Origin of the sequence: Arthrobacter sp. Hiyo1, assembly GCF_001263615.2 — a bacterium.
Lineage (GTDB): Bacteria > Actinomycetota > Actinomycetes > Actinomycetales > Micrococcaceae > Arthrobacter.
This window is the reverse complement of the sequence record NZ_DF952469.1, coordinates 562,112-570,881: the sequence shown is the minus strand read 5'-3', so window position 1 is coordinate 570,881 and position 8,770 is coordinate 562,112. Positions and strand designations below refer to the sequence as shown.

Annotated in this window: 10 protein-coding genes and 1 pseudogene; 3 read left to right on the top strand and 8 right to left on the bottom strand. The window is 60.1% G+C overall.

The window, feature by feature from the left end; translation table 11 throughout:
- The 3 genes from AHiyo1_RS26340 to AHiyo1_RS07035 form a co-directional block, all read left to right on the top strand.
- Positions 1-195 (top strand): helicase-related protein (locus AHiyo1_RS26340; RefSeq protein WP_253257194.1); only part of this gene is annotated, 195 nt, incomplete at its 5' end.
- Positions 189-1,394: a DUF3427 domain-containing protein gene (locus AHiyo1_RS07040; protein WP_253257193.1), complete on the top strand. Its 1,206-nt coding sequence runs from the start codon at positions 189-191 to the stop codon at positions 1,392-1,394. The genes AHiyo1_RS26340 and AHiyo1_RS07040, both read left to right, overlap by 7 nt.
- Positions 1,395-1,533: 139 nt before the next feature.
- On the top strand, positions 1,534-1,776 hold the full coding sequence (locus tag AHiyo1_RS07035) for a hypothetical protein (RefSeq protein WP_148667450.1): 243 nt from the start codon (positions 1,534-1,536) through the stop codon (positions 1,774-1,776).
- A 1,709-nt stretch (positions 1,777-3,485) separates the two neighbouring features.
- Here AHiyo1_RS07035 and AHiyo1_RS07030 read toward each other — a convergent pair.
- From AHiyo1_RS07030 to AHiyo1_RS06995, 8 genes and pseudogenes are all read right to left on the bottom strand, one after another.
- Positions 3,486-3,818, bottom strand: coding sequence for a hypothetical protein (locus tag AHiyo1_RS07030; protein ID WP_059388072.1), 333 nt, complete (start codon positions 3,816-3,818; stop codon positions 3,486-3,488).
- The gene (locus AHiyo1_RS07025) at positions 3,809-4,249 is read right to left on the bottom strand and encodes a hypothetical protein (RefSeq protein WP_059388071.1); all 441 of its coding nucleotides are present in this window, start codon (positions 4,247-4,249) and stop codon (positions 3,809-3,811) included. Before AHiyo1_RS07025 ends, AHiyo1_RS07030 begins: the two co-directional genes overlap by 10 nt.
- A gap of 767 nt (positions 4,250-5,016) precedes the next feature.
- The gene (locus tag AHiyo1_RS07020; protein WP_059388070.1) at positions 5,017-5,349 is read right to left on the bottom strand and encodes a hypothetical protein; all 333 of its coding nucleotides are present in this window, start codon (positions 5,347-5,349) and stop codon (positions 5,017-5,019) included.
- A gap of 9 nt (positions 5,350-5,358) precedes the next feature.
- A complete protein-coding gene (locus tag AHiyo1_RS07015; protein ID WP_059388069.1) occupies positions 5,359-6,078 on the bottom strand; it encodes a GAF and ANTAR domain-containing protein in 720 nt (239 codons plus the stop codon).
- Between the two features lie 116 nt (positions 6,079-6,194).
- Positions 6,195-6,974: a GAF and ANTAR domain-containing protein gene (locus AHiyo1_RS07010; protein WP_084784393.1), complete on the bottom strand. Its 780-nt coding sequence runs from the start codon at positions 6,972-6,974 to the stop codon at positions 6,195-6,197.
- Positions 6,971-7,252, bottom strand: coding sequence for a hypothetical protein (locus AHiyo1_RS07005; protein ID WP_059388068.1), 282 nt, complete (start codon positions 7,250-7,252; stop codon positions 6,971-6,973). The genes AHiyo1_RS07010 and AHiyo1_RS07005 overlap by 4 nt, the downstream gene beginning before the upstream one ends.
- Positions 7,245-7,979 carry a GAF and ANTAR domain-containing protein gene (locus AHiyo1_RS07000; protein ID WP_059388067.1) on the bottom strand — a complete coding sequence of 245 codons (735 nt, stop codon included), beginning with the start codon at positions 7,977-7,979 and terminating at the stop codon, positions 7,245-7,247. Before AHiyo1_RS07000 ends, AHiyo1_RS07005 begins: the two co-directional genes overlap by 8 nt.
- Before the next feature lie 185 nt (positions 7,980-8,164).
- A pseudogene (locus AHiyo1_RS06995) lies at positions 8,165-8,770 on the bottom strand (MmyB family transcriptional regulator); the annotation flags it as partial.

Sequence of the window (8,770 nt, the reverse complement as noted above, 5' to 3'; positions counted from 1 at the left end):
GCCGGCCGCGCCGCGGCGCTGGAACGGCTCAGCCGGCAGGAGATCAACTGTATCTTCGCTGTCGACCTTTTCAACGAAGGCCTGGACCTGCCGCAGGTGGACACTATCCTGATGCTCCGGCCCACGCAGAGCGCCACAATCTTCCTCCAGCAGTTGGGACGTGGCTGCGCCGTGCGGAGGGTAAAGCGGTGCTGACCGTCATGGATTTCATCGGCCAGCAACGCCGTGAGTTCCGCTTTGATCTGCGCTACCGGGCGCTCACCGGCTACGGGCGCAAGGAACTGGAGAAGGCTGTCGAGGATGAGTTCCCGTACCTTCCCTCGGGGTCGCAAATCGTGTTGGACAGGGTGGCTCAGAAGGTAGTGCTGGACAACATCAAGGCGCAGCTGCGGTTTAACCGGGCGCGGCTGGTTCGGGACATCGCATCGTATGGGGAGACCGAGCTGGAGGCCTATCTGGAGCAGTCCGGAAACGATGTGAAGTCGATTTACCGTTCGACAAGGGACTCCTGGACAGGGTACCTCCGCCAGGCGGAGCTGATCGAGGGATTCTCGCCGCTGGAGGCAGTTCTCAGTGGGAGGATCCACGAACTCTCGGATGCCGACGAGATAAGGCTCCTCGGACGTATGGCAGCGCTCATCCATGTGGACGATCCGGAACGTGCCGAGGCGTACTCGACGCTAGTAAGCCCCGACGCACCCCGCTACGCAGCGCTCGGCATGCGGGAGCAGACTTTCGCCCGTATGCTGTTCTACACGCTCTGGGACGACGGCGGCGGTTTCCCGTCGTACGACGCTGGCTTGGACTACCTTCGCGGCTATCAGTTTGTGTGCAGCGAGATCCGCCAAATCGTGAAGCTCGGGGTTTTGGCGTCCAAACATGCCGCTAAGAGCCTCGGAGCAGGGCTGCAGCACGTTCCGCTGCTCTCGCACGCGACCTACCGACGGGAGGAAATTCTGGCGGCGTTGCAGTACGGGTCATTGGAATTCGGAAAGAATGTGCAGCATCGGGAGGGGGTGGCCTGGTGCCCGGCAACGTCCACCGATGCCTTCTTTGTCACCCTCAATAAGGACGACAAGAAGCACTCAGCGACGACGATGTATAAGGACTACGCGATCAGCCCGGAGCTGTTCCACTGGGAGTCGCAGAACGCGACCTCGCCCGGAAGCCCGACGGGCAGACGGTATTTGGACAGGGCCGTGCACGGGTCAAAGATCCTTATTTTCACGCGGGATACTTCAGAGGACGAGACGGGGTTGACCGTTCCGTACACATGTCTGGGCCAAGTGGACTACGTGCAACACGCAGGCGAGAAGCCGATGGCGATCACTTGGAAGCTGCACCGGCCGATGCCGGCGGATGTGTTTGCGACGGCGGCTGTGGCCGCGCAATAGCGAAACGGACTCAGGAATATCGGTCATTTTGCGATATGGATGGAAATCCGGGCGTCAGCGACAGACCCAACATTTTCAGTTATCTGGATTGCAGTTAGACATCTCCGGAGGATCAAGACAGCCTCATGGAAATGGTCCAGTGCTGGGTCCCTATAACAGTCTTCGATTGTTGACTGGCGATGAAAATCACTCGGTTTCCGCAGTCGGACGAAGCCTCGTCCAGCACCCGAAGATATTCACGCAGCGTCCGGCCTCGACCGTGACGTCGGATTCGCTGCTCCCTTCCCGCAGCATCGAGTCGGTCGACAAAGAGATTTCAGTTGTAGAGTTTCCGCTTGACCTTTCGCAGAAGCCGAACGACTTGTTGGCCGGGGTTAAATGATGGCAAGGACCAAGAACAGGAAGATGATGCTGAACATCACCAAGCTGGCTAGAGTCGGCTCGGGTGACCAACCAGAGGTCGCACAGTAAAGCAACCATTGCGCTGTCCACATGCCGCCCACCGAAGCGACGTAAAGATAAAGTCGTCCCCACACGGTTTTTGGGGTCGGGAATTTAGGTCTGGCGGACATTGTCCGGCTCCCGTCGTATCTGGAACGTGCAATTGGACTTGTTCACTTAGCTGCAATTTGATCCTGGATTGTTGATACAACCTCTTCGGGATGGGCGGTCGAGACAATCCATTGGCGGTTGTTCGTGTCCAAAGCGATCGCAGGCCCTCCCATCGGCAACCCCCGTGTGTCCCTGCCCATGACCCGGAAGCCATATCCATAAGCGCGGGATGTCTCTGAGGCTGTGGCTACCGTGGGAGCGACCTGCCAGCCGGGCCTCCGAAATCACCATGTTTCGCCCAATTTCTCCCCCTAATTCGACCGGGCCCACTACGAGCTTTTGGACGGTCGCATGAGCCCACGGTGCCGAACTTGGGAATAGACAATCCGGAGACCTGAGTCTACAAACGGCAACACAAGGATCCCGACGGCAATCGCTTACTTGACTGGGGGCGGGAATCCACTTTGATGCCATAAGCGATGCAAGCGCGACGACTACCAACACGAAATAGACGATGCCCAAAACGGGCGTAGCCCAGGCGTCGCTGACGTCGGGGTTATCCGGATCAGTTGGGTTCACCACGACCGACAGGTTCATGTATACCGCCTTTTTCAGAAGTTACTGCTATTGATCTCGCGAGCATTTGATCAGGCTTGGAACCACCAGTTCCGACGAGCGGGACAGGCTTCGGACCAAACCTCTCGTTCCCGGTGGTCATTTTGCTTGCTTCCTGTAGACAAACCATGTCGCAAGACTCGCCCCGGAAGCCGCCAGGGAGAGCACCCACGTCGGCTGATTGCCGACGAATGAAATGATGGCAACGATCAAGAGCATTGCGGCCGCGGAGAGTGTTAGAAGTTTCATCTACAGCAAAATAAGCCCCGCCGAGGCCGTCTCCGTGTGCGATGTACCGAACCTCAGTGTGATTTCACCAAAAATCCGTGTGAAAAGAGCCAATCTCAGTGTTCGCAGGCGACCTTCTCCGTGTAGCCGAGTCCGCCGTCGAATCGCCCAGGCCGAAGCGCTCGGGCGCCCTGCTGGCACCGGCTCCCTGAAACGAATTATCGTAGACGCAATAGACTTTGGGAATTTGGGGCATTCTGAAATCGCCAGGGACGGGGGAACGTTGAACAGACCAGTAAGCAGGGGATTATTCTTTGGGGCTGGGTTCGGATGCGCCTATGCGCTAGTGGTTCTTCTCTTGGGCGGGCCCGGCGGGCCGGGATTGGCGATACTCTCGGGCCTCGGCGGCGCGATGGTAGGTGCCGTCTTGGGTTGCATCATTGCCGTATCGATCTTTTGGGCGTGTCGCCTGATCGTGATTCGACGTGATCTTGAAAAGGCCACCGCCGCCGTAATTACCGGGGCTTCAACGTTGCTGATTCTCATGGCCTTGGCTTCGACATCGGATTCAAAGTGGCCGTGGTGGACGAATCTTGTTTCGGCTGGTGCGGCAGCTCTTGTTGGTGGTCTGGCGTGGCCGCGGACGAAAACTGTCGTTGGGGAGTCTCGCTAGACTCCCCAACGACAGTTCCTTAGTTAGTAGGGTGGGTAGAGAGCCGGCCAGTTGCAGGCTGAGGCATTCGTCCTCCAAAGCCCCATGCACATGTTGCTTGCAAATTGGTACCACTGCCCACGTGCGGCGTACTGGTTCCCGGCGTTCAGTACTCCGCGGTCAATGACGATGGCCGCGTTGACGTTCAAGGCCCTCTCGCCGTTTGGCTTGGGTATCGAGGCGAAATTGATGATCGATCCCTCGCCGTCGAAGTGCCCTGCCAGTGCCGTGAATTGGAAATAAAAGTTTCCGGCATAACCAATTTGCACTGGCGCCGGAACCTGAATCGCCCCGGCAACGAGGATTTTCAGATCCAAGACCTGCCTACGTAGGGGTACGTCGACGTCGCCCCGTTGATCGGGAAGTAGCAGTTGAAGCAGGTTCGAAGGAGATTGAACGGCTCCACGTGATTGCCGTAGCCCAGTGAGAACTCGTAGTTGTAGGTCCACGAAGGGGCCGCCATCACGAGCGGATACGCAGTCGCAGTGGTGGGCTGTACCTTCTGCGTGATCGTGGCTGCGCTAATTTCCAATGTTGTGGGGACTGCGTTGCCCGCAGAGTCCTTGGCGCTGCCCTGCTTCACCGAACCCAAATAGTTGCCTTGAGCCGAGTAGAAGTTCTTGGAACCAGGGATTCCGTCCGAGACAGTAAACCCGGGCGGAAGGTCGTAGTCAAAGGCCGCCGTCCGATCCGCCTTGGGACTGCCGAGGGCAACAAACACATCGGCACCACTCGGCGTGGAACGCACATACAACCTTCTGTCGATACCAGAAGTTGAATACACCGCAGTGTTCCCGGATACCTTGGCTTTCCCATGGGCGAACGAGGCAGTGATCTTCCTGTCCGGCTTCTTCTGATCATTCCCCGACGAAACGAGAATCTCGGCCGTGCCCGAAGCTGAGAGTTCGACTTTGCTGGGAACGTGAGCCTTTTGACCAGTATCGGTTGGTCGCCCAGGTGCAACAACGCCAGCGTTATTTGTAGGGTCAACCAAGTTCGACGTGACCTGCATTCTCGTCGATGTCTTGGCCAGGATCTGGTTAGCATCTTCCAGCGTGGGTGGCGCTGCAAATGCCGAGGTGGGCTGGGCGACAAACAACCCAAGCGCGATAATTCCGGCCGCGACTGCTCGACTGGCTTTTGTCTTTCCTCGCAGAACGCAGCCAATTTGGTGCCAATTCATAATCCCCCCAAGGGTTAGGTTGACATTGTTTGGTTAGGAGGGTTTGTCAGCTCTTGAGCTGCTGACGGCCCCATCCTGAGAGAAAGATAAACCTGCGAAAGCCCGTCTCCGTGTGGAATCGGTCCAATCTCCGTGCGTTTTGGGCGAATCTCCGTGTGAAAATTGCAAAATTCAGTGTGGAAGAGCCGGGGTCTACGTGTTTGGCCTACGTGTGGTTACGTACCACGCGCCCCGCCCCGCGCTCCGCGACGGAACCACACGCGAAGTGAAGGCAACCCCCCAACTGCCGCCCGCCGTCGTACGCCTCAACCCGGAGCGACGCAACCCGCCGCCTACTCCCCGGAATCAGACTCCGGCAGCTCCTGCGTCCCGGACCCGGGTTCCTTCCTCGGAGACTCGCCATCCGGGCTGCCGAGCTCGTCGGAGTAGGGTGCGCGACCGTGGGGGAATGTGTCGATGAGTTCGTTGGCGGCCATGGCCAGGAGGTCGCGTTGCAGGACGGGGAGGGAGAGGAGGCCTTGGAGATAGGCTTCCACCTCGTACTCGCCAACTTCGCCGCCCAGGCTGAAGTACTTGAGCCAGAGTTCGCCGACGTTGATGCGTGCTGACTTCATTGCAGCGGCCAGCATGCGCTGCTGTTGTGGTTCGTGCGGATCGAAGCCCACGGGCCGGCCTTAGTCCAGGGCCGCCGGAATCCCGGCGACGAGATCGGCACTGATCTGGCCCAGCGTGCTGTTCTGCTGCCGGGCCCGGCGCATCAGTTCGGCAAGGGCCATGTCAACGGTCAAAGAGTGGCGCTGCATCAGTATGCCGCAGGCGCGGTTGACGAGGTCTCGACTGTGGAGGGACTCCGCCAGGGCTTCGCTGATGCGGTGTGGCGCTTCGCTGGCCTGGATATTCGCCAGCAGCGTCGCTGCCGGGGCGGCGAATAGTTCCAGCACCCGGGCCTCGTCCTCGTCGAAAGCGCCGGCGCGGTCCGAGTAGATCTTCAAGGCGCCGATGCATTCTTGCTCGGCGATCAACGGGGTGCTGACCACCGCATGGATGGGCATGCCCTTCACCGCGTCAGTCCAGTCCGGCCACCGTGGATCAGTTTCGACGTCCCGGACGATCACCGTTTCCTCCATCGCCCAAGCCGTCAGGCACGGCCCCTGGCCCAATTCATATTGGAGTGCGTCCGCGCGGGTGACCACCTCGTCGGTGGAAGCGCTACTGGTCAGCCTGCCCCTCGAGTCCAGGATGGAGACCCCCGCGCCGCTCGCTCCGGACACGGAGTCCTTGATGGCACGGGCAAGCAACCGCACGGCGCGGTCCACTTTCTCTTCCGTCAGCAGCAGGCCCTGGATTCGCGCAATAACGGTCGACAGTTCATCCAGCGGTAGTTTCCGCGCCATAGTCCTCATTCTTCTAGGTCCAGTGCATCGAGCCGCAACGTTCCTGTGAAAGAGAATTCAACACGACAGTTGGTGCGCTGTTCCTAGCTTAGTCCGCACCATTCCCAGCGCTTTGGCTATTCGTCGAAGTAAGCTTCTGGATCCGTCTCGCCCGACACGGAGGCAATGACATGAGCGGCAATGTCCCGGAGTTTGACGTTCCGGCTGTTCGACGCCCTGGTCAAGACCTTGAAGGCCGTGTCGCGGCCGCATCGGTTCTGCGCCATGACAATCCCGACGGCGGTATCGATCGTCGAGCGGGACTGCATGGCTGCAGTGAGATCGTCCTTGGCGTTACGCAACTGGGAGATCTTCAAAGCCAGGCGAAGGGACGTTGCTGCACCCTCGGCGAATTCCTCCGCGGCCGTAACGTCCGGTCCTGTAAACCCGTGCGGGGTGGTCGAATAGAGGTTCATGACGGCCTCGGTTTCACCGTCCAGATCAAGCGGCACTGCCAGGATGGCTCCAACGCCGTTCCGCCAAACAGCCTCCATGTAGTCGATCCAACGGCTTTCGTGGCGGCTATCGACGACAAGAACCACCGAATTGTGCCGAAGCGCCGTGAGGCACGGCCCGTCGCCGAACTCAATCTGCAGTTCATCGAGAGCGCCCACTCTTTCATCGCTGCTGCCCGTGGTGACGCCCTTTTTCCTTGTCACAACGGTGACGCCGCACGAGACGGCGTTGGAGGCAGTTGTCAGCGCGGCCGCTGCAAGGGTCGCTAGCTCAGCAAGGAATTCGTCCAGGTCGACGCTCTCCAAAACAAGATCCTGGAGGGTCACGCCAAGATCCTGGTTCGGGTGGGCAGCCAAGCCGGCCGACGCAGTGCGGGTGGGCCCCCGCTCCGCACTATTCATGTGTCCGCCATCCTTTCCGAATCCAGTTCCCGCATCGCCTCTGTGTCCAGTTCCCGCATTGCCAAGGCCAGAAGGTTCATTTGCGATGGGGGGAGCTCGCCGAGCTCATGAAGGTACGCGTCCACAGCCATTTCATCCACATCGCCCCCAATCCCGTAAAAGTAGGCCCACACCCCGGCCAAGGCCGTGCGGCCGTCACGGTACCATTCGGCGGCGCTTCTCCGTTGCGCGGATGCCCACTCAGGATGACGCATTCCCGACCCCTCACGATTATTCATGGGACGCACCAGTGGAAGTCCAATCCTGGGGGACTGATCCGTTCAGGATATCGGTGGCGATCTCATGAAGACGCCGGTTGTTGTTCCGAGCAGCAAGCTGAAGGAGCTCCATGGCGCGGTCCCGCCCACAACGGTTCTGGAGCATGATCAAGGACAGCGCCGCGTCCACCACGGCCCGTGATTGCAGGGCCGAGCGCAAATGTTCAGGGTACGGCTCCGGGACGTGAAGCCTCAGCGCCAACCTCAGCGTCTTCGAAATTGTCTCCGCATGCTCCAATACGCGGGCGACGATGGCCGGGTTGAAAGTGCCGGGTGCGTAGGCGTAGCAATTCAAAGCTGCGCGTGAGGAAGAGTCCGTCTGGATAGGCACTGCGAGGACAGAGCGAATACCTTCGCCATCCACCTGGTGGGCGTACTGTGCCCAACGGTCGTCGGCCTGCAGGTCGTCAATCAGCACGCGATGTTGGTGACGCAAGGCCGTAAGGCAAGGGCCGTCGTCGAACGCGTATTGCTTCTCGTCCAAGCGCTGCGCCGCAGCGGTACTGCTCGCCACCGTCGAAGGGCCGGCATCCCGTTCGACGGTAATGGCGCACAAGAGAGGTTCCCTGCCGTCCAACAACGACGCTGAGATGGTAGCCAAACCTAGGAGAAATTCGGTGAAACCCGGGCTTTCAAGCAGTAGATCCTGCAATTGTTCCGTGGTGGGTACTGCGTTGTTGTTGGCCATGCGGCCTCGATTCCAAGGGCGCCCGGGATCTTCGACCCAGGCCTGCAGCCGTGGCCGCTCGCGCGTCGCACAGCCCTGATATTCAATCCCCGGACCCGAACGACCATCCCGAAATCTCCTAATTCGACACTACGCCCTCGTGGGAACTTAAGACACGAGAGCGCGTGGGCGCGGGCGGAGAAGGCTCAGACCTCACCTTTGGTGCTGGCTCTAAGGTCCAGCGAGGGCTTGGGGGACTGGACGATATTCTCGGTGGCCGCCCAGGAGGCGAGGAGTTTGAGGGCTTCTTCCGAGGGGCTGCCGGGAACCGCGGGGTAAACCGTGAGGGTGTGGCCTGGGTCGTCTTCGAGTTCCATGGCCTGGTAGGTCAGTTCCAGGAGCCCGACCACGGGGTGGTTGAAGAACTTGGTGCCTGAATAGTGGCGGCGGACGTTGTGTGCTGCCCAGCGCGCGCGGAATTCGTCGCTGCGCATGGAAAGTTCCCCAACGAGTGCTGCGATGTCCTTGTCGTGGGGGTTGCGGCCCGCGTCGCGGCGCAGAATCGCGACGTTGACGTTCGCTGCACGGTCCCAGTCGGGGTAGAAGTTGTGGGCGCGGGGGTCCAGGAAGATGAAGCGCGAGTGGTTCGCGGGGCGTGCCGGGCCACGGTACATCTCGGAGTAGAGGCATAGCCGAGGGCGTTGGCGGCAACGATGTCCATGCGGTTGTTGCCGATAAAGGCCGGGGCGCCGGTGATGGCGTCGAGCAGATACTGCATCACGGGCCGCACGGCCGACGCAGGTGGGCTCGCG